Origin of the sequence: Brevundimonas sp., from assembly GCF_047617075.1 — a bacterium.
Classification (GTDB): Bacteria; Pseudomonadota; Alphaproteobacteria; order Caulobacterales; family Caulobacteraceae; genus Brevundimonas.
This window is the reverse complement of sequence record NZ_JBLGCI010000019.1, coordinates 24,912-43,941: the sequence shown is the minus strand read 5'-3', so window position 1 is coordinate 43,941 and position 19,030 is coordinate 24,912. Positions and strand designations below refer to the sequence as shown.

Annotated in this window: 15 protein-coding genes; 9 read left to right on the top strand and 6 right to left on the bottom strand. The window is 67.4% G+C overall.

Features of this window, described 5'->3' with window-relative positions:
* The first annotated feature begins 406 nt into the window (after nt 1-406).
* The 3 genes from ACI8U3_RS14430 (at nt 407) to aguB (ending at nt 5,705) form a co-directional block, all read left to right on the top strand.
* Complete coding sequence (locus ACI8U3_RS14430) at nt 407-3,709, top strand: TonB-dependent receptor (protein ID WP_415015567.1); 3,303 nt, start codon at nt 407-409, stop codon at nt 3,707-3,709.
* Between the two features lie 134 nt (nt 3,710-3,843).
* Nucleotides 3,844-4,839, top strand: coding sequence for an agmatine deiminase family protein (locus ACI8U3_RS14425; protein ID WP_415015566.1), 996 nt, complete (start codon nt 3,844-3,846; stop codon nt 4,837-4,839).
* On the top strand, nt 4,839-5,705 hold the full coding sequence (gene aguB, locus ACI8U3_RS14420) for an N-carbamoylputrescine amidase (RefSeq protein WP_415015565.1): 867 nt from the start codon (nt 4,839-4,841) through the stop codon (nt 5,703-5,705). The genes ACI8U3_RS14425 and aguB overlap by 1 nt, the downstream gene beginning before the upstream one ends.
* On the opposite strand, the gene ACI8U3_RS14415 is transcribed toward aguB, so the two are convergent.
* From ACI8U3_RS14415 to ACI8U3_RS14400, 4 genes are all read right to left on the bottom strand, one after another.
* The gene (locus ACI8U3_RS14415) at nt 5,702-6,574 is read right to left on the bottom strand and encodes a right-handed parallel beta-helix repeat-containing protein (RefSeq protein WP_415015564.1); all 873 of its coding nucleotides are present in this window, start codon (nt 6,572-6,574) and stop codon (nt 5,702-5,704) included. The two genes, aguB and ACI8U3_RS14415, sit on opposite strands and share 4 nt — an antisense overlap.
* 113 nt (nt 6,575-6,687) lie before the next feature.
* Complete coding sequence (locus ACI8U3_RS14410; protein WP_415015563.1) at nt 6,688-7,500, bottom strand: phosphatase PAP2 family protein; 813 nt, start codon at nt 7,498-7,500, stop codon at nt 6,688-6,690.
* Nucleotides 7,497-8,021, bottom strand: coding sequence for a hypothetical protein (locus tag ACI8U3_RS14405; RefSeq protein ID WP_415015562.1), 525 nt, complete (start codon nt 8,019-8,021; stop codon nt 7,497-7,499). The genes ACI8U3_RS14410 and ACI8U3_RS14405 overlap by 4 nt, the downstream gene beginning before the upstream one ends.
* 67 nt (nt 8,022-8,088) lie before the next feature.
* Nucleotides 8,089-8,409 (bottom strand): ribonuclease, encoded by a 321-nt coding sequence (locus tag ACI8U3_RS14400; protein WP_415015561.1) that lies wholly within the window; start codon nt 8,407-8,409, stop codon nt 8,089-8,091.
* A 185-nt stretch (nt 8,410-8,594) separates the two neighbouring features.
* On the opposite strand from ACI8U3_RS14400, the gene ACI8U3_RS14395 reads away from it, so the two are divergent.
* Nucleotides 8,595-10,982 carry a DUF305 domain-containing protein gene (locus ACI8U3_RS14395; RefSeq protein WP_415015560.1) on the top strand — a complete coding sequence of 796 codons (2,388 nt, stop codon included), beginning with the start codon at nt 8,595-8,597 and terminating at the stop codon, nt 10,980-10,982.
* A 55-nt stretch (nt 10,983-11,037) separates the two neighbouring features.
* Here the strand turns inward: ACI8U3_RS14395 and ACI8U3_RS14390 are convergent, their stop codons facing one another.
* Both ACI8U3_RS14390 and ACI8U3_RS14385 read right to left on the bottom strand, forming a co-directional pair.
* Nucleotides 11,038-12,087: a 1,9-bis(guanidino)-5-aza-nonane synthase gene (locus ACI8U3_RS14390; protein ID WP_415015559.1), complete on the bottom strand. Its 1,050-nt coding sequence runs from the start codon at nt 12,085-12,087 to the stop codon at nt 11,038-11,040.
* A gap of 101 nt (nt 12,088-12,188) precedes the next feature.
* Nucleotides 12,189-13,454, bottom strand: coding sequence for a type III PLP-dependent enzyme (locus tag ACI8U3_RS14385; RefSeq protein WP_415015558.1), 1,266 nt, complete (start codon nt 13,452-13,454; stop codon nt 12,189-12,191).
* Nucleotides 13,455-13,649: 195 nt separating this feature from the next.
* Here ACI8U3_RS14385 and ACI8U3_RS14380 point away from each other — a divergent pair, with 195 nt between their 5' ends.
* From ACI8U3_RS14380 to ACI8U3_RS14360, 5 genes are all read left to right on the top strand, one after another.
* The gene (locus ACI8U3_RS14380) at nt 13,650-14,876 is read left to right on the top strand and encodes a DUF2254 domain-containing protein (protein ID WP_415015557.1); all 1,227 of its coding nucleotides are present in this window, start codon (nt 13,650-13,652) and stop codon (nt 14,874-14,876) included.
* Nucleotides 14,877-14,964: 88 nt separating this feature from the next.
* A complete protein-coding gene (locus tag ACI8U3_RS14375) occupies nt 14,965-16,383 on the top strand; it encodes a circularly permuted type 2 ATP-grasp protein (RefSeq protein ID WP_415015556.1) in 1,419 nt (472 codons plus the stop codon).
* The gene (locus ACI8U3_RS14370; RefSeq protein ID WP_415015555.1) at nt 16,383-17,321 is read left to right on the top strand and encodes an alpha-E domain-containing protein; all 939 of its coding nucleotides are present in this window, start codon (nt 16,383-16,385) and stop codon (nt 17,319-17,321) included. Before ACI8U3_RS14375 ends, ACI8U3_RS14370 begins: the two co-directional genes overlap by 1 nt.
* Before the next feature lie 2 nt (nt 17,322-17,323).
* Nucleotides 17,324-18,187: a transglutaminase family protein gene (locus ACI8U3_RS14365; protein WP_415015554.1), complete on the top strand. Its 864-nt coding sequence runs from the start codon at nt 17,324-17,326 to the stop codon at nt 18,185-18,187.
* A gap of 64 nt (nt 18,188-18,251) precedes the next feature.
* A complete protein-coding gene (locus ACI8U3_RS14360) occupies nt 18,252-19,016 on the top strand; it encodes a peptidase (protein ID WP_415015553.1) in 765 nt (254 codons plus the stop codon).
* Nucleotides 19,017-19,030: the final 14 nt, after the last annotated feature.

Below are 19,030 nucleotides of genomic sequence, written 5' to 3'. Positions count from 1 at the left end.
ATCAACTTCTAAGACCCAGACCTCCCGGCTCCGGCCGGGAGGGACGGACCTGGAAGATGTCGACGGCCATCGGCCAAGACTTCAAACGCCCCGCCCGGCTCTCGCCAGGCGGGGCGTTTTCTTGTGGGAAACCTGTGGATGGCCGAACGCGGCGGCGCCGGAGCCGGAATCCGCCGAACGATCCGCATACGGTTGATTCCATTGGGGTGGGCGGCCGACCTTGGTTTCCCTTAACCCCGTCTTAATGTTGCTGCACTGCAACACGCCGGGGCTTGTCACAAAAACGAAGCACATCTGTCTTCCGAGTGTCGGGAGTGAGGCCTAAAGGGCGCCTATCCATCATGGCCGCATGCATCATCTTCGCCCGCCGGGCGTAGCGCGGCCGCAGAGAGGGGATACTCTGAGAATGAGACTCAACCAGCTGGCTTGCGGCGCTTCAGCGGCCGTCATCGCGCTGGCGGCCTCCTCGGCCGTCTTCGCCCAGGAAACCACCGGCGGCATCCGCGGCCAGGTCACCGACGAAGCGGGCATGGGCGTCGCGGGCGCCACCGTCACCGTGACCCACGTGCCCTCCGGCACCCGCTCTACCACCATGACCGACGCTTCGGGCATCTACACCACGCGCAGCCTGCGCGTCGGCGGCCCCTACACCGTTGACGTCACCGCGCCCGGCGCCGAGCCGGCCAGCGCCCAGGTGGCCGCCATCGGCATCGGCGATCCGGCCAATGTGGACGTGGTGGTGTTCTCCGGCGCCACGACCGTCGATGAACTGGTCATCACCGCCGCCGGCGCCGAGCTGGCCACCAGCCCCCGCTCGACCTTCGGCCTGGGCGACATCGAAACCCTTCCGTCCATCAGCCGCGACATCAAGGACTTCGTCCGTACGTCGCCGTTCGCCACCACCGACCCGACCAACAACGACGCTCTGTCGATCGGCGGCCAGAACACCCGCTTCAACGCCTTCCTGGTTGACGGCATCCGTCAGGGCGACGACTTCGGCCTGAACGGCAACGGCTATCCGACCCAGCGTTCGCCCATCTCCATTTCGGCCCTGGAAGCGGTCAGCGTCGATGTGGCGCCGTTCGACGTTCAGTACGGCACCTTCACCGGCGGCGTGGTGAACTCGGTCACCAAGTCCGGCGGCAACGTCTTCTCCGGTGAAGCCTTCTACGAGACCACCAACGACGGTCTGCAAGGCAACGAGTTCACCTACACGGACTTCGTCACGGGCAACGAGATCACCCGCGACACTTCGGGCAGCACCTTCGAGGAAACCACCTGGGGCGCCACTCTGTCCGGCCCGATCCTGCGCGATCGTCTGTTCTTCCTGATCAACTATGAGTTCTATGAGTCCACCCAGCCGGTGCTGACGGGCGTCGAGGGCTCGGGCGCGGTCAATGAAGTGCCCGGCATCACCCAGGCCGACGTGGATCTGGTTCGCCAGATTTCACAGGACGTATATGGCTTCGACCCGCTGGACTGGAGCGCAGACGCGCTTCTGGTCGAGGACGAGAAGTGGTTCGGCAAGCTGGACTGGAACATCAGCGATCAGCACCGCGCCGTGCTGTCGTATCAGCAGACCGAAGGCGGCGACCTGCGTCTTGGGTCCAGCAGCGCTTTCGGCAACTTCCCGACCGTGGCCCTGCTGTCGCAAGCCTATACGCTACAGTCCAACCTCTACACCTACAAGGGCCAGCTGTTCTCTGACTGGACCGATCGTTTCTCGACCGAAATGTCGTTCTCGATCAAGGAAGTGGAGAATATCTCCAGCCCGCTGGCCGGCAATGACTTCGCCGCCTTCCAGATCTTCCTGGACGACCCGGGCGGCCCCGGCCCGATCCGCTCCATCCGCATGGGGCCTGAACGTTCGCGTCACGCCAACGAACTGACCGTGGACACCACCCAGTTCCGCGTTGTCGGTAACTATGACGCCGGCAACGGCCATAACCTGATGGCCGGTTTCGAGCGCGAGGACATCGACGTCTTCAACCTCTTCGTCCAGTTCGCCAACGGTGAATACGAGTTCGCCTCCATCACCGACTTCGAGAACCAGCAAGCTTCCTACATTGGCCTGCAGAACACGGTGACGGGCGACAAGAACGACGGCGCCGCCGCTTTCGGCTATGCGGTCAACAGCCTGTTCTTCCAGGACACCTGGGACGTCTCGCCGACCCTGACCATCAACGCCGGCCTGCGCTACGACTGGTACACCACCGACGACGCGCCCCAAGCCAACCCGCTGTTCGAATCCACCTACGGCTTCGCCAGCAACTCGAACATCGACGGCGTCAGCGTCCTGCAGCCGCGCGTGGGCTTCAACTGGCAGGCCACCGACACGCTGACGGTGTACGGCGGCATCGGCCGGTTCCAAGGCGGTTCGCCGAACGTCTGGATTTCCAACAACTTCACCAACACTGGCAATCTGATCGGCTTCTTCGACTGCCGTATCGATGCCACCTACGAAGGCCAGTTCTCCGGTTCGGGTGACCCGGTCTGCCCGGCGGGCCTGCTGTCCGGCATCGACGGCTTCAACCCGCCCCAGGAAGCTCTGGACCGGGTGGCGGACAGCGCCAACCTTGGCACCGGCAACCTGAACATCATCGACCCCACCTTCAACGCGCCTTCCATCTGGAAGACGTCGCTGGGGCTGGTCCAGGAGCTCGACCTGAGCCGCTGGGGACTGGGTGACGGCTGGACCGTCAGCGCCGAATACGTGCACTCCGAACTGGAGAACGCGATCGGCTGGGAAGACCTGAACGCCAACCTGCGTGAAAACGGCACGGCGCCTGACGGTCGTCCCACCTTCTTCGGCACGGGCCAGCCGCGCCGTCAGGTGCTCATGCTGACCAACTTCCAGGGCGGTGAAACCGATCAGTTCGCCATCAGCCTGAGCAAGGACTGGTACGAGGGCTGGGCCGAAGGCCTGGGCTTCAACCTGTCCTACACTCACCTGGACACGACCGATCAGCACGCCGGCACCTCCTCGGTGGCCGCGTCGAACTACCAGAACCTGGCTGTGTTCAACCCGAACAACCCGGAAGTCTCGACCTCCAACTACGAGATCGAGGACGCCATCAAGCTGAACGTTCGTTACGAGCGCGCGTTCTTCGGCGACTACCGGACCCGTCTGAACGTCTTCGCCCAGCACCGCTCGGGCCTGCCGTTCAGCTACACCTTCGCCAGCAACCCGGGCGGCATGTTCGGCGAGAACTACTCGGCCAACCGTCAGCTGCTGTATGTGCCGCAGACCGACGGCTCGGGCGTTGTGACGGCGGGCAGCGACCCGATCGTCACCTACGGCGCGGGCTTCGATCTGGGCGCGTTCAACGAGTTCCTGCAGAACACCGGCCTGATCGAGTACGCCGGTCAGATCGCCCCGCGTAACGGTTTCCAGTCGGAAGACGTGACGACGGTCGACCTGCATATCGCCCAGGAGCTGCCCGCCTTCTTCCCCGGCGGCGCGCGTCTGGAGCTGTATGCAGACGTCGAGAACTTCGGCAATCTGCTGAACGACGAGTGGGGCGTGATCCAGCAGGTCGGTTTCCCGTACCTCTCGAACAACGTGGTCGCCGCCAACTGCCAGGTTCAAACCTGCGCGGCTGGACCCGGCAACTTCTACGAGTATCAGCAGCTGCGCACGAACTCGGCCGCTGTCTTCAACAACCAGTCCGTCTGGCAGGTGAAGTTCGGCGTGCGTTATCGCTTCTGATCCCCGTGATCTGAACGTCTGGAAAGGGCGGGCCTTCGGGTCCGCCCTTTTTCTTTGGGCGCGGTGCAGGTTGAATGCGGGGGCGGGCGTGGCTATCTGCGCGCGCCGCCTCTTTCGCGTTTCAGGATCCCGTCATGACCGTCATTCCCGCCGAGTGGAGCCCGCACCGCGCCATGTGGGTCGGCTGGCCCAGCCACGGCGAGCTGTGGGAGGAGAACCTGGAGCCCGCTCAAGCCGAGGTGGAGGCTCTGGTCCGCGCCCTGGCCGGACCCGGCCGCGAGCAGGTGCGCCTGCTGGTGGGCAAGGCCGAGGCGCTTGACGACGCCCGCGCCCGCTTCGCCGACGTGGCGAATGTGCAGGTGGTGGACGGCCGCTTCGGCGACATCTGGCTGCGCGACACCGGGCCGATCTTCAATGGAGATGGGATCGCCAACGCCTTCGAGTTCAACGGCTGGGGTGGCAAGTACGAGCTGGAGCACGACGACACCGTGGCCGTGCAGATCGCCGGTCACGCCCGCGCGGCCCTGACGCCTCACGCCTTCATCCTCGAAGGCGGCGCGGTGGATCACGACGGCGCCGGCACGATCCTGACCACCCGACAGTGCGTGCTGAACCCCAACCGCAACGCCGACTGGGATGAAGCGACGGCCGAAACCGCCCTCGCCAAGGCGCTGGGCGCCCGCAAGGTGCTGTGGCTGGGCGACGGGCTGTTCAACGACCACACCGACGGCCACGTGGACAATCTGGCGCGCTTCGTGGCGCCCGGCGTGGTCGCCTGCCCCGTGGCCTGGGGGACCAAGGACCCCAACGCCGACGTCTATGACGCCGCCGCCCGCGATCTGGCCGCCATGACCGACGCGGACGGAAACGCCATCCGGGTCATCCGCATCCCGTCGCCCGGCGTGGTGGTGGATGAGGATGAGAAGGTCGTCCCCGCCAGCCACATGAATTTCCTGATCGCCAACGGCGCGGTGATCGTGCCGACCTATGGCGACGCTGCCGCCGCCGGCCTGGCCTGCAAGGCGCTGGGCGAGGTGTTCCCCGACCGCGAGATCATCTCCCTGCCGTCCCTCGCGATCCTTTCCGGCGGCGGCTCGTTCCACTGCATCACCCAGCAGGAGCCCGCCTGATGCCCCGCACGATTTCTGTCGCCGCGCTCCAGACGTCCTATGGCACGGACATGCAGGCCAATATCGAGAAGACCATCGACCTGATCCGTCAGGCCGCCGACAAGGGCGCGCAGGTGATCCTGCCGTCCGAGCTGTTCCAGGGGCCCTATTTCTGCGTCACCCAGGAGGAGGACTGGTTCGCCACCGCCCATCCGTGGCGCGAGCATCCGTGCGTGACGGCGCTTGCCCCGGTGGCCAAGGACCTGGGCGTGGCCATTCCGGTCTCCATCTTCGAGCGCGACGGGCCCCACTACTACAACTCGCTGGTCATGCTGGACGCCGACGGCGAGGTCCTGGGCGTCTATCGCAAGAGCCACATCCCCGACGGCCCGGGCTATCAGGAGAAGTACTATTTCCGCCCGGGCGACACCGGCTTCCGCGTCTGGAACACCCGCTTCGGCAAGGTGGGCGTCGGCATCTGCTGGGACCAGTGGTACCCGGAAACCGCGCGGGCCATGATGCTGATGGGGGCGGAGGTGCTGATGTACCCCACCGCCATCGGGTCAGAGCCCCACGACCCCTCGCTGGACACCGCCGAGCCATGGCGCCGCGCCATGCAGGGCCACGCCGTCTCCAACGTCGTGCCCGTGGTGGGCGCCAACCGCACCGGCCATGAGCAGGTCACCGAGGCGGGGCAGACCTTCTACGGCTCGTCCTTCATCGCCGACCACCGGGGCGATCTGGTCCAGACGCTGGGCCGTCATGACGAGGGCGTGCTGGTGCACGAGTTCGATCTGGACTTCCTGGACCGCCACCGCGCCGCCTGGGGTTTCTTCCGCGACCGCCGCACGGACCTCTACGGCGCCTTGACTGGAAAACCCGTCTAGAGGCCGCGCTCGATGCGGTTGTCGCCAACCACATTGCCCGTGGCGCCGTCGCCGTCGTCCACACTGCTGCCGAAGGGGTGACCGGCGTCGGCGTCGCAGTAGCGCCGATCGCCCTCGCGCGACCCGACCACCACGGCCCGCACAGGCCCGAACCATGAGGCGTGGAAGGTGTTGCCGGTGATGCGGTTGTTCGACGGCGTCTGATGCCGGACGATGCCGTCCTCGCCGCAGTTCCGGTACAGGAAGACGCCGCCCCGGTTTGTCAGGCCGCCCGCGCTGAGGGCGATGGTGTTGCCGGTGATGACATTGCCCGCCGAGCCGTCCACGGCGATGACCTCGCGTCCGGTGCGCACGGCTATGGTGTTGTCGCTCAACACGTTCAGCCCGCTCTCGGCGTCCAGATAGATGGCCGTGGACACCGACCGCCCGTCCACCCGCGATCCGGTCAGGCTCAGGCGCATGACGCCGGGGCCCACATAAAGCGGGACGGAGCCCGTGCCGGTGATGGTCACATCCTCGAGCCGCACGGCCGTCGGGGCGGCGGCCTGCAGGCGGCGAGTGTGGTCCGCCTGGTGTGAGGACTGGCGCAGCTGGTCCATCCGCTGGCCCGCGCCGACGCCCCAGACCCGGATCGCGCCGTGCACATGACAGCCCCGGATCAGGATGTTGCGTGGGCGGCTCCAGTCCGGCCCGTCGCGCCGCGACCAGACGGCGATGGTGGGCGCGCGGGTGGTGGTGGCCTGACCGGCGCGCCCGATCACGGACCCGTCGCAGATCAGCCCCGCGCCCGACGCCTCCGCGCCTTCGATCAGCACGCGCCGCGTGACGCGGTCGCCGGGGCCGAGCCGCGCGCGGCACGTCAGGCGCACCGGCGGATCGTCATGGCTTCCGGGCGCCAGCAGGGCGGCCGTTTCTTCAGCGGAACAGGACCGCGCCGGCGGCTCGGCCGCCAGCTGCAGGGCGATCAGGGCGACCAGCAGGGTCAGGATGGGGTCTGCCCAAGGGCGGCCCGTTCCGCCGCGCAGCCGGGATTGCGAAGGCCGAGGCTGCGCGCCCGGGCCACTTCGGCGCGGGCGGCCGCCAGGTCGGCCTGATACTCCGGCGTCTCGCGCACAGCCTGAAACAGGGCGACGCCCAGCGCCTGACCCGCGGCCACGTCGGACGGATAGTGCAGGGCGCAGACCGCGCGGCTGACGCCGATCTCGTCGCCGATACGGGTCAGGGTCTGGGCCTGATCAGGCGCCACCTCGGCCATGATGCGGCCCCACAGGGCGCCGACCGTTGCGTGGCCGGAGGGATAAGAGGCGCTGGATCTGAGGTCGTCGTCCACCCGGATGCAGGCCCGGCGATCCGGATCGTCGACGATCGGGCGGTTTCGAAAGCCCACAGCCTTGGCGGCGTTGGAAGCGACCGACGCATCCCGCAGCGACCGGCCCAGCAGGTGCATGAGCGCCGGGGGAGGCTCCTCAGCCAGGCGCGTGTTCAGGGGGCAGTCGAAATGCTGGACGGCCAGGTTCGGTCGGACCTCGGCGTGGGCCTGCGCCAGCCGCCAGCGGTCGCTGTCCTCAAATGCGCGCCAGCGCTGCGACGCCGCGTGGTCCGCCGCCGCTTCTGCCGACCCGGGGGCCGGAGGCCCTTGCACCGCTTGGGCCAGCGCCGTCAGGGTCTGCTCGCCAAGATAGGGTCCGGGCGCCGGAGCGGCGGTCTCTATGCGCGAGGGTGCGGGAAAGGCGTCGTTGACCGCGCAGCTTCCCGCCAGAAGGGCGGCCGCGGCGATCAGGACGGCCCGCTTCATCCCCCGGCGCTCCAGACCAGTTGCACAGAGGCGCCGCCGTCCTCGCCGGGCGTGGCGAAGACCGACAGATTGGCCCCGTTCTCGGTCGAATGGGCCCCGTAGGCTCGGGACTCGCCCTGGTTCATGGCCATGACCGAGGCCAGACCTTCCGCCTCGGCGCGCGCCCGGTGAAAGGCCATGACCTCATCGGGGGAGGCGGTGGTGAGGTAGGTGACCGCGCCGCTCGGCCCTGCAGGGTCTCCGGCTTCCGCCTCCGGCTCCTGGATCGTCCCGCCCGGGTACAGCACCGCGAACGCCGGCGCGCCCGGCGCGGCCAGAACCGCCTCGGTGTCGGAAAGGTCGATCTCGCTAGCGGCGGCGTCGCTTGCTTCATCGCCGGCGGCGGTCGCCGGCGCCTCCACGACCGCATCGGACGCTTCGGCGGCTTCGGTCGCCTCTTCCGGCGGCGCGGGCTCGTCGCCCCCGCATGCGCCCACGCCCATCAGGACAAGGGCCGCAAGGCCCAGGCTCAGCCGCCTCATATAAGACAGTCCTCTATCGCTACGGCCGCAGCGTGGCGCATCCCGGCGCCGCTCGCAAGCGACGGTTTCAGCCGGTCGCCGCGTCCGCGTCGTCGCCCGGACCCGAGCGCCTGCGTCCGGTGTTGCGCACACCGTCGTCGGCCTCGTCGTCCGCATCATCCGCGGCGGCCATGCCCTCGGTCGTCAGGACCCTGTCGATGGCCTCCTGGTCCGGGTCGATGTCCGAACCTGAGGCGGAACCGCCCCGCAGGGAGCCAGCGCGCGTGTCAGAGCCGCCGTTGGTGCCTGTCAGGGCCTCCCCCAGGGTGTCAGCCAGATTGTCCGACGTTCTCCCCAGATCGGGTTTATCGCCATGATCAGAGGGATGCTTTTTCGCCTGGTCGTCCATGGTCGTTCTCCTGTGACCAAACAAAGCACGATGGTGGATACGGTTCCGCAAAGGTTCCCATGACCTTGCCTCCTTTTTACGCCGCCACTCCAGATGGCATGCTAGGCTGGATTTATTCATCGTGTGCGGGGTTCCTCATGTCATCCAAATCTGCCTCATCCGTTCGCCTGCTTGTGAGCTGTTCGGTGCTCAGTCTCATGGCCGCAGGGTCGGTGTTCGCGCAGGAAGCGCCAATCCTGCAGCCGGGCGCGCCGGGACAGGCGCCGCGCGCCCTGACGGCGGAGGAGGCGACCCGCATCGCCGACAACCGCTATTCGGCCGATGACGTGCGCTTCATGCAGGACATGATCCACCACCACCATCAGGCCACCGAGATGGCGGCCCTGGTGGCGGACCGCACCAATACGCCGGACATCGTGGACATCGCGGGCCGCATCACCGCGTCGCAGGCTGACGAGATCGCCTTCATGCAGGACTGGCTGCGCCAGCGGGGCGAGGATGCGCCGGACCCGGCGGCCATGGCTGGACACGCGCATCACGGCGGCCACGGCGCAGGCCAGGCCCACATGACCATGGCGGGCATGGCGACGCCTGAGCAGATGGCCGAACTGGCCGCCGCCAGCGGCCCGGCCTTCGACCGCCTGTTCCTGGACCTGATGATCGCCCACCACGCGGGCGCCATCGAGATGGTCAGCGACCTGCTGGGCCGTTCCGGCTCGGCCTATGATCCGGTGCTGTACGAGTTCGCCACCGACATCACCAACGAACAGCAGTCCGAAATCACCCGCATGACGACCCTGGCGCGCGGCCTGACCGACGATCCGCGGTCCAGCCTGACGCCGGGCTTCCGCGACGCAGGCGAGGCGGCCAGCAACATGACCCTGCTGACCAGCCTGCCCAAGCCCGCCGGCTTCTATGACGCCGCCAATCCCGCCGGCCTGCCGCCGCCGATCCCTTCCGAGGATGACGCGGCCGAGGGCGAGCGGGGCGAGGAGACGCCGGGCCGCTTCGGCCGGCGTGGTCCGTTCCTCAGCTTCGCCAACACTGACATGGCCTTCTCTGGCGACCTGATGGCGGTGGGCAACTATCACGGCTTCAATCTGTACCGCATCGGCGAGGCCGAGCCCCAGCTGATCAGCTCGGTGGTCTGTCCGGGCGGGCAGGGGGACGTCTCCATCGTCGGCGACCTGCTGATCATGTCGGTGGAGCAGACCACCGCCCGCGTCGACTGCGGCCGCGAGGGCATCAGCGAGGACGTCAGCCCCGACCGTTTCCGGGGCCTGCGCATCTTCGACATCAGCGACCCGGTGCGTCCCACGCAGGTGGGGCAGGTCCAGACCTGCCGCGGCTCGCACACCCATTCGGTGGTGTCGTCCGACGAGCGCTCGATCATCGTCTACAACTCGGGCACTTCCTCGGTGCGCGATGAAGAAGAACTGGCCGGCTGCGTCGTCGGCCTGCCGGGTGATCCGCGCACGGCCCTGTTCAGCATCGATGTGATCGAGATCCCGGTGGCCGACCCGTCACAATCCCGCATCATCGACAGCCCGCGCGTCTTCGCCGACGACGAGACCGGCGTGGTGGCCGGTCTGTGGCAGGGCGGGGACCACGGCGACGGCACCCAGCGCACCAGCCGCACCGACCAGTGCCACGACATCACCGTTTTCCCGTCCGCGAATCTGGCGGCGGGCGCCTGCTCGGGCAACGGCATCATTCTGGACATCAGCGACCCGCGTGCGCCCCGGCGCATCGACGCGGTCAACGATCCCGGCTTCGCCTACTGGCACTCGGCCACCTTCAACAACGACGGCACCAAGGTGCTGTTCACCGACGAGTGGGGCGGCGGCGCCCGCCCGCGTTGCCGGGTGCAGGATCCGGTGACCTGGGGCGCCAACGCCTTCTACGACATCGTCGACGGCCAGCTGGAGCGGCGCGGCTACTACAAGCTGCCCGCCCCCCAGAGCGAGCAGGAGAACTGCGTCGCCCACAACGGCTCCATCGTGCCGGTGCCCGGCCGCGATATCTTCGTTCAGGCCTGGTATCAGGGCGGCGTCTCGGTGATCGACTTCACCGACTCCGCCAATCCGGTGGAGATCGCCTCGTTCGACCGGGGCGCCGTGGACGGCGAGCACTCCATTCTGGGCGGCTACTGGTCCACCTACTGGTACGACGGCCGCATCTACGGCACCGAGATCGTGCGGGGTCTGGACGTGCTGACGCTTGAACCCAGCGAGCATCTGTCGGAGGCCGAGATCGCCGCGGCGGGCCTGGCCGACCAGGGCGGGACCTTCAATCCGCAGCAGCAGTACCCGGTCAGCTGGCCGGACCATCCGGTCATCGCCCAGGCCTATGTGGATCAGCTGGCCCGGGCCGAGGCCATGTCTGCCGATCAGGCCGCCCGGCTGACCGAGGCCCTGACCCAGGCCACGGCCCGCATCGACGCCGGCGGCTCGGACGCGGCCCTGGCCGGGACGCTCCAGCAGCTTGCCGGCGGACTGAACGTCAACGGCGATGCCGAGCGTGCGGCGGCGCTGCGGGAAACGCTGAACGCGGTGGCCGGCCGCCTTCGTTAAAGGCCAGGTCCGGAAAGAGAAAAGGCCCCGGTGCGAACCGGGGCCTTTTTGATTCTTAAGCGAACAGCTTGTTCCAGCGCCGCTTCTCGCGGTTCTTCCAGGCGCCGCGGTGATAGGCGTCCGATCCGATCAGCGGCACTACCGTGGTGGCCTCGGCGAAGACCATCTGTTCGTGGGTGGTCTGGACCTTGCCCCACGACGCGGCCTCCTTGAGCGTGGAGGAGGAACAGGCGCCGTCGCGCACGTCGGCCACGGTGATCTGCACGGCGTATTTGTGCATCTCGGCCTCGACGCCGAGGATCTCGGCGCAGACCACGGTGTCCTGGGCGAAGTTCTTGGGAACCCCGCCGCCCACCATGAACAGGCCGGTGACGCCCGCGGCGATCTTGATGTCGGTCAGCTCGCGGAAGTCGGCGATGGCGTCCAGCATCATGTAGGGCTTGCCGGCGGCGGCGCGCTCCTTCTGGTGCTTGACCAGACCGAAACCGGCCGAGGAGTCCACGAACGCCGGGCAGAAGATCGGCACGCCCTCTTCATAGGCGGTCTGGATCAGGCTGCCGGGCTTCTTGGCATTCCCTTCGGACAGCCACTTGCCCATCTCCCAGATGAACTCACGGCTGGAATAGCCGCGCGGCTCCAGACGGTTGGCGATCTCCAGGATGGTGTGATCGCAGGCCTGAAGCTCTTCCTCGTCGATGTAGGTGTCGTAGATGCGGTCGATGTAGTTCTCGCGCAGCACGTTGTCGTCCACCGGACCGGCGGCCTGATAGTGCTTGAAGCCCAGGGCCTCGAAGAAATCCATGTCGACGATCGAGGCGCCGGTGGCGACGATGGCGTCCACCATGCCGAACTTCACCATATCGCGGTACACGTGCATGCAGCCGCCGGCCGAGGTGGATCCGGCCAGGATCAGCCAGGGCGAGCAGGCCTTGTCCTCGATGGCCATGTTGAAGATGTCGGCGGCCCGGGCCGTGTCGCGGCTCGAGAAGCTCATCTTGCGCATGGAGTCGATGATCGGGCGGGCGTCGAAGGACGTGATGTCCACGTGCTCGATCACGTTCTGCAGCAGTTCGGCCTTGGTGTTGGGCTTCACGGGTGCGTTCATCTCGCGGGTTTCCCTTTGGTTTGAGCGCCCGTCCTTGAATGAAATGCAGCGGCCCGGACGGAGCGACGGGCCGCTGCTTATATCAACGCATCAGTGACGATTCAGCGCCGCGACTTCTTGCGCTGGCCCGCCTTGCCCTTGGGCCGGCTGAAGCGAACCACCTTGCGGGCGGTCTCTTCCGCCGTGGTGCGCACGGTGGGGATGGAGCGCGGCGCCAGACCGTAGAGCGAGGCCATGGGGGCGTCCTCGACCGCGGCGATGTCGTGCACGCCATAGCCGTTGAAGCCGGTGGACATGGCCACGCCGTAGGCGCCCAGCATGCCGATCTCGATATAGTCGCCTTCGCGCACATCGGCGGGCAGGTAGAACGGCCCGGGCATGTGGTCGATGGAATCGCAGGTCGGACCATAGAAGCGGAAGGGCTTCAGCTCCCCAGCCTGCTCGCCGTCACGCACAAGCTTGACCGGGAAGGGCCAGCGCGAGTGCGTCGCGTCGAACAGCGAGCCGTAGGACCCGTCGTTCAGATAGAGGGCGTCGCCCTTGCGCAGTTCGACCTGACACAGGATCGAGGACGATTCCGCCACCAGCGCGCGGCCCGGCTCGCACCACAGCTCGGTGGTTTCCGAAACCGGCATCTCGTTGAAGCCGCGATGGATGGCGTCGGCGTATTCCTGCATGTCCGGCGGGACCATGCCCGGATAGACCGACGGGAAGCCGCCGCCCACGTCGACGATGTCCACGAACACGCCCGCGCGGCTGATGGCGCGGCCCACCTGGGCCATGGCCGCCTCATAGGCCGAGGGACGCATGCACTGGCTGCCCACGTGGAACGACACGCCCATCAGGCCGTCCACCGTCGCCTGGCGCACGGCCAGCAGCAGCGACGGCGCATCGTGCGTCGCCACGCCGAACTTGCCCGACAGGGTATAGGCCGCGCCGTCGGCGGAGACCGCCATGCGCACCATCAGGTTCAGATCCTTCGCGCCGCCGGTGGCGTCGAGAATTTTCTGAAGCTCATCGTGGCTGTCCAGCGCGAAGGTGCGGACGCCGTGGTCGAAATAGGCCTTGGTGATGGCGCTGCGGCCCTTCACCGGGTGCATGAAGGCCAGACGCGCAGTGGCACTGACCGAACGCACCAGTTCGATCTCGGAAAGGGAGGCCACGTCGAACGCGGTCACGCCCGCCTCGATCAGGGCCTCGATGACCCATGCGGAAGGGTTCGCCTTCACCGCATAGAAGACATCGGCCTTCAGATTGTCCTGGAACCAGCGTGCCGCTACGGAAACAGAGCGCGGCCGCACGAGGGCGACGGGACGCTCAGGGGACCGCTCACGGACCAGGTCCAGGGGAAATTGGTACGTGCGCAATTCACGTAACCCCCTGCAGATTGTTAACCCAGACCGGCGTTAGCGGCGCAAGCATAAGGACCTACGGGGTCCGCCGGAACGCGCGACATAAGGTTCATGGGCTGTCATGTAAAGTGACAATTTCCGGGCAGGTTCCGAGGTTTTTCGGGAGCCGGCCGCTCTCGAGGGCGTTGCAGGGGCGAGGAAGGGGCTTTCATGGACCGATGGTTGTTCGCTTGGCGGCGGCTGCAAGGCCGCCTCTGGTTCCGCGCCGCGCTCTACGCTTTGGTGGGCGTAGGGGCGGCCTTGCTGGCGGTGGTGGGCGCGCCGTGGGTGCCCGACGACGTGGCCGAACGCCTCGGCGGCGAGTCCGTCGAGGAAATCCTGACCATTCTCGCCTCCAGCCTGCTGGCGGTGGCCACCTTCTCCCTGGGCGCCATGGTGACGGCCTATACGGCGGTGTCCTCGGCCGCCACGCCGCGCGCCGCATCGCTGGTCACCTCGGATGAGGGCACCCAGAAGTCCCTGGCCACCTTCGTCGGCGCGTTCCTCTACGCCATCGTCGGGGTCACGGCGATCAACGCCAACTATTACGGCGCGGAGGGGCGCGCGATCATCTTCATCGTCAGCCTGTGCGTTGTCGCTCTGGTGGCGTTCAGGCTGCTGGCCTGGATCGACCGGTTGTCCAGCCTGGCTCAGGTCGGGCACATGGTGGCGGTAGTGGAGAAAAAGACCTGCGAGGCCCTGACGGACCGGCGACGGCGCCCCTTCATCAGCGGACGCGAAGGCGCGTTGAAACAGGGCGCGCTGGTGGCGGCCGGCTCCACCGGCTATGTGCACAACGTTGATCCGCAGCGTCTTCAGGAGGTGGCGGAGGCCCTGGACTGCGAGGTCCAGGTCATCGCCGTACCCGGCGCCTTCGTCCGACGCGGAGAGCCGCTGGCCCGCATCAGTCTGGAGACGTGCGAGGACGACGTCCGCAAGCAATTCGTCTCGGCCTTCGCGCTGGGTCCCGCCCGCTCGTTCGATCAGGACCCTCGCTTCGGCCTGATCGTGCTGGGCGAGATCGCGACGAGGGCCCTGTCGCCCGGCGTGAACGATCCGGGTACGGCCATGCAGGTCATCGGCGTGGGCGTCCGGCTGCTGGATGACTGGGCGCGCACGACGCCGGACCAGCCGGAGGACCAGATTTGTTCACGCATTCTGGCGCCGGGGATCGAACCGGACGATCTGCTCAGCGACGTGATGGACCCCATCGCGCGCCACGGCGCAACCGACCCGGCGGTGATGATCCGCCTGAGAAAGGCCCTGTGGTCGCTGGTTGAGGGCGCTGAAATCTTCGAACCGGCCGTGAGCCGCATGGACAAGCATCTCCTGGCCCGCTGCCGCCAGGCCATCGCCTACAAGCCGGACCTGAACACCATCGAAAAGGCCGTCCCCTGACCAAGGCTGTCGATGTTGCAATGCACAATTCGGTTGCCGGGCGGGGCCCGTCCGGTCCAGTCTGTGCGCCAAGCCGCACGGAGGCGCCATGCCTTTCGACGAGATGACCGGTCACAACGGACCGCCCGAGATCCGGGAGAGCTATCAGGCGCTGGCCCGCTGGCTGGCCGAGGCGCCGCCTGACCTGCTGCAGGCCCGGTCCCGCCAGGCGGAACTGTTCTTCCGCCGCATGGGCATCACCTTCGCCGTCTACGGCGAGGCGGCGTCCAGCGAGCGGCTGATCCCCTTCGACGTGGTGCCACGCATCATCGGCGCGGCGGAATGGGCGGGGCTTGAGGCCGGTCTGGTCCAGCGCGTCGGCGCCCTGAACGCCTTTCTCAAGGACATCTACGGCGCTCAGGAGTGTCTGAAAGCCGGCGTCATTCCGCCTGAACTGGTGCTGACCAATTCCTGCTACCGGCCCGAAATGCAGGGCCGCCGTCCGCCGGGTGACATCTGGATCCATATCGCCGGGGTGGACCTGGTCCGCACGGACGAGGACGGCTTCCACGTGCTGGAGGATAACGTCCGCACCCCGTCCGGGGTCTCCTACATGCTGGAGAACCGCGAGATGATGATGCGGTTGTTCCCCGACCTGTTCGCCGAGTATCCGGTGCGGCCGGTTGAGACCTATGCCGACATGCTGCTGGACAGCCTGCGCGCCTGCGCGCCGGCGGGGGCAGGGGCGGACCCGTGCATCGTGGTGCTGACGCCGGGTCAGTATAATTCCGCCTACTACGAACACTCGTTTCTGGCCGACAAGCTGGGCGTTGAGCTGTGCGAGGGGGCCGACCTGTTCGTGGACGACGGCTTCGTCTTCATGCGCACCACCCAGGGGGCCAAGCGGGTGGACGTGATCTATCGCCGGGTGGACGACGCCTGGCTGGATCCCCTGACGTTCCAGCCGGAATCCGCCCTCGGCGTGCCGGGCCTGATGACCGCCTATCAGGCCGGGACGGTGACCCTCGCCAATGCGCCCGGCACCGGGGTGGCCGACGACAAGGCGGTCTATACCTACATGCCCGAGATCATCCGCTTCTTCACCGGCGAGGAGCCGATCCTGAAGAACGTCCCCACCTGGCGCTGCCGCGAGCCCGAGGCGTTGAAGGAGGTGCTGGGCAAGCTGGACCAGCTGGTGGTCAAGGAAGTGGGCGGCTCGGGCGGTTACGGCATGCTGGTGGGGCCCGCCGCGACCAAGGCCGAGATCGAAGACTTCCGAAAGAAGCTGATCGCCGACCCCGACGACTTCATCGCCCAGCCGACCCTGTCCCTGTCCACGGCCCCGACCCTGGACAAGGGCGAGCTGGCCAGCCGCCATGTGGACCTTCGTCCCTTCGTGCTGTCGTCGCCGCAGGGTATCAGGGCGGCGCCCGGCGGCCTGACCCGCGTGGCGCTGAAGGCCGGCTCTCTGGTGGTGAACTCCAGTCAGGGCGGCGGCACCAAGGACACATGGGTGCTGGAGGACTGATGCTTTCACGCACCGCCGACAGCCTGTTCTGGACCGGCCGCTACATCGAGCGGGCCGACTATCTGGCGCGCATTCTGGAAGCCACCCTGCGCCTTGCCGCCATACCGACGCGGGAGGGCGCCAGCGAGGGGGTGTGGTCCGGGGCCGTGGCCTCCGCCGGCATGGCCGACGCCTTCGCCGCGCTCGGCGCCACGCCGGGCGAGCGGTCCGTGCGCGAGTTCCTGGCCTTTGCGCCGGACAACGCTTCATCCATCACGGCCTGCATCACCCGGGCTCGCACCAATGCGCGCTCGGTGCGCACCGCCCTGACGGTGGAGCTGTGGGAAGCCATCAACGGCGCCTGGAACGGTCTGGCGGAGCAGGGTCGGCCCACCCGGCGCGACGACTTCGTCAACTTTCTGGAGTGGGTGAAGACCGTCACCCTGTCGGTTGAGGGCGCGTCATCGCGCACCATGCTGAGGAACGACGCCTACTGGTTCCTGAAGCTGGGGGCTGCGGTGGAGCGGGCGGACAACACCGCCCGGCTGCTGGACGTGAAATACCACCTGCTGTTGCCCGAGGGGGAACGGGTGGGCGGCCAGCTGGACTATTTCCAGTGGACCACCCTGCTGCGCGAGGTCTCGGCCCTGACCGCCTATCGCTGGGTCTACCGGGACAACGTCAAGCCGTGGCTGGTGGCGGACCTGCTGGTGCTGAACCGCCAGATGCCCCGCTCGCTGGCCAGCTGCCAGTCCGAGATCGTCAGTTGTCTGGAGCTTCTGGCTGCAGACTATGGCCGCCGCGGCCTGTCCCAGCGCATCGCCAACACCCGGTTGATGCAGTTCGAGGAGGCCACAATCGAACGCATCTTCCAGTCGGGCCTGCACGAGTACATCCAGGCGTTTCTGGACCAGAACAACCGCCTTGGTCAGGCCATCAGCGAACAGTATCTGAGCTGACCATGCGCATCCGGATCGATCACGCCACCACCTACAGCTATGATCAGGCCGCGCGCTTCATTATCCAGGTGCTGCGCCTGACGCCCCGCTCCTGCGACGGCCAGCAGGTGGACCGTTGGCGCATCGAGACCGACGTGGACGCCCGCCTGCGCCAGTCCGAGGACGCCTTCGGCAACATCGTCCACACACTCTATACCGAGCAGCCCGCCGACAGCCTGACCGTGCGCGTCACCGGCGAGGTCACCACCACCGACACCGGCGGGGTGATGAGCGGCTGGCCCGAGCGCCTGTCGCCGCTGGTGTTTCTGCGCGACACACCCCTGACCACGTGCGACGCCGCCCTGATCGATTTCGCAGAGACTTTCCGCGACAAATCCGGGCTGGAGCAACTTCACGCCCTGATGGCTGCGCTGCACCAGCGGATCACCTTCGAGGTGGGCGTCACCTCGGCCACCCATACGGCGGCGCAGGCGTTCGCCGAGGGGCGCGGCGTCTGTCAGGACCACGCCCATGTGTTCATCGCCGTGGCTCGTCGCCTCGGCGTGCCCGCCCGCTACGTCTCGGGCCACATGGTGCGCATGGACGGCCAGACCGATCAGGAAGCGGCCCATGCGTGGGCAGAGGCGCACGTGGACGGCCTCGGCTGGGTGGGCTTCGACCCGGCCAACGGGGTGAGCCCTTCGGAGACCCATGTGCGGATCGCCTCGGGCCCCGACTACCTGGGCGCCGCCCCGGTGCGCGGAACCAGCTATGGCGGCGGGGGCGAACGCCTCAGCGTCAAGCTGGACGTGCGCGACGTGCGTCAGTCCCAGAGCCAGCAGCAGGCCCAGCAGTCCGGCGGCCGCCAGTTTGGATGGCCGCGATGAACGTGGATCACATCACCCTCGAATCGGTTATGGCTTTCCGGGGTTTCAAGTCGGACGACAATCCATGACCTATTGCGTCGGCATGCTGGTGAACGAAGGCCTGGCCATGATGGCCGACACCCGCACCAACGCGGGCGTGGACAACATCTCGTCCTACAAGAAGCTGCACGTGGTCGAGACGCCCGGCGAGCGGGTCATCGCCCTGGCCACGGCGGGCAACCTGTCGGTGACCCAGACGGCTCTGGCCATGGTGCGCGAAGGCATTCGCATGGCGGATTCCGAAGAGGTTGAGACCCTGCACACCGCGCCGACCCTGTTCCGCGCCGCCCAGCTGGTCGGTCATGCGGTCAAGAGCGTGCGCGAGACCATCGCCCCCTCGCTGGAGGCCGAGGCGGTGGACGTCAGCGCCACGGTGCTGATGGGCGGTCAGGTGGCGGGCGGGGCGCTGGGCCTGTACCTGATCTACAGCCAGGGCAATTTCATCGAGTGCGGCGCCGATACGCCCTACATGCAGATCGGCGAGTTCAAATACGGCAAGCCGATCCTGGACCGCGCCCTGACGACGGACACGCCCCTGGACGACGCGGTGAAGCTGGGTCTGATTTCGTTCGATTCCACCATCCGCTCCAATGTGGCGGTGGGCCCGCCGTTCGATCTGATCACCCTGGAGCGGGACGCCCTGAAAAGCGATCAGCGCCGCATCGAGGCGGAGGATCCCTATTTCCGCGAACTGGGCGCCCGCTGGTCACAGGCGCTGGCCGACGCCCACCGGGCCATGCCCGCGCCGCCCTGGATGACCGATCGTCCGACGGGTCTGAAAGCGATCTGACCCTTCGGATCAAT